The organism is Actinomadura logoneensis (assembly GCF_003428695.1).
In the GTDB taxonomy this organism is placed as follows: Bacteria; Actinomycetota; Actinomycetes; order Streptosporangiales; family Streptosporangiaceae; genus Spirillospora; species Spirillospora logoneensis.
The window spans coordinates 1-1,841 of the sequence record NZ_QURH01000573.1; the positions used below are offsets into that span (position 1 = coordinate 1).

At 78.3% G+C, this 1,841-nt stretch carries 1 protein-coding gene; it reads right to left on the bottom strand.

Annotated elements, in window-relative coordinates; genetic code table 11:
* Window positions 1–1,841: non-ribosomal peptide synthetase (locus DZF91_RS24285; protein WP_147341341.1), on the bottom strand; the 1,841-nt coding region annotated here is incomplete at both ends.

Sequence of the window (1,841 nt, forward strand, 5' to 3'; positions counted from 1 at the left end):
CGCCGGTCGTGGGGCGGCGGCCCGCCCCTGCCGGTCCGCCCCGCCCGCCGCGTCCGCGTCCGGGGGACCGGCGGGGGCCGGACCGGCGGACGCGGAGTCGACGAGCGCGGCGAGCCCGGCCAGGGTGGGGTCGGCGAGGAACGCGCGCGGGGTGGGCGCGGTCCCGGTGCGCTCGCGGACCCGGTGCAGCAGCACCGGGACCAGCAGGGAGTGCCCGCCGAGCGCGAAGAAGGAGCTCTCGGGGAGGATCTGGTCCGTGCCGAGCAGGTCCGCCCAGATCCGGGTCAGCGCGGTCTCGGTCGGCGTGGGCCCGCGGTCGTCGCCGGGCGCGCGCAGCGACGCCGGGGCGGGCAGTTTGCGCCGGTCCACCTTGCCGCCGACGTTGCGCGGCAGCGACGCCATCGTCCGGAACGTCACCGGCGGGACGGTCGTGCCGAACCGCCGCCGCAGCCGCGCCCGCCAGCCCGCCGACGGGTCGCCCTTCGACAGGGCGTCCTCCGCGGAGTCGCCCTCGGCCGCCGCGTCCCCCGGACGCGGGACGACGTAGGCGACCAGGCGGACGACCAGGCCCGCGTGGTCGCGGACGGGCACGACGGCGCACTCGGCGATGTCGTCCGCCGCGCCCAGGGCGGCCTCGATGTCGGTCAGTTCGAGGCGGGTGCCGAAGAACTTGATCTGGAAGTCCTGCCGGCCGCGGAACTCCAGCAGGCCGTCCCAGCGCCGCCGCCCGAGGTCGCCGGTGCGGTACCAGGAGCCGGGCGCGATGCCGAACTCCTCCCGGCGGCGCAGCGGCGCGAAAGCGTCCCCGCCGTCGGCGCCCACGTAGCCGGGGCTGACGTACGGGCTGCGGATGACCAGCTCCCCGGTCATCCCGGCCGGGCACGGACGGTCCTGGTCGTCCACCACGATCACCTGGCGGCCGGGGATCGGCTCGCCGACCGGCACCGTGCCGCGCACCGGCCCGGTCACCTCGTGCCAGGTCGCGAGGACGACCTCGGTCGGCCCGTAGAGGTTGGTCAGCCGGACGCCGGGCAGCGCCTCGCGCAGCCGGCCCGCGAGCTCGCCCGGCAGCGGCTCCCCGGCGAGCAGCAGGTGCTCCAGCGCGTCCGGGCGCTCGCCGGGGGGCAGCGCGGTCACCGCGCGCAGCACCTCGCGGGCGAAGCTCGGCACGGTCTGGAAGTGGGTGATCCGCTCCTCGGCGAGCCAGCGCACCAGCCGCCGCGGATCGACCCGGACCCGCTCGGGCACCGGACACAGCGCGGCCCCGGAGCCCAGCGCCGCGAAGATCTCGCAGAGCGCCGCGTCGTATCCGGCCGCCGCCCACTGCGCCACCCGGCTCCCGGGCCCCATCGCGAAGTGCCCGGCCATCCACTCGCAGAACTGCGCGAACCCGCCGTGCGACTGCGTGATGCCCTTCGGGCGTCCCGTCGATCCGGACGTGTACGCCACGTAGGCGAGGTCGTGCGGGTCGTCCGCGCCGGGTCCGAGCGCGTCCTCCCCGGCCGCCGGTTCCGCGCCCGCACCGCCGTCCGCGCCGTCCGCGCCGTCCGCGCCGTCCGCGCTGGTCACACCCTCGGCGATCAGGTCGTCGAGGGTGACGGGACGGCCGCCGAGCTCGGCGCGGAACCAGGTGGCGAGCGGGTCGTCGCCGGGCGGGGCGTCGAGCAGCAGGTAGGGCGGGCGCAGGTCGCCGAGGATCAGCCGCCCGCGCTCGCCCGCCTCACCCGTGCCGAGCCAGACCAGGTGCGCGCCGGCGTCCAGGACGCCGAGCAGCGCCGCGACCTGGCGCGGGCCGGTCGGGGTCCGGACGGCGACCGCGGCACCCGCCGCGCCGCCCAGCC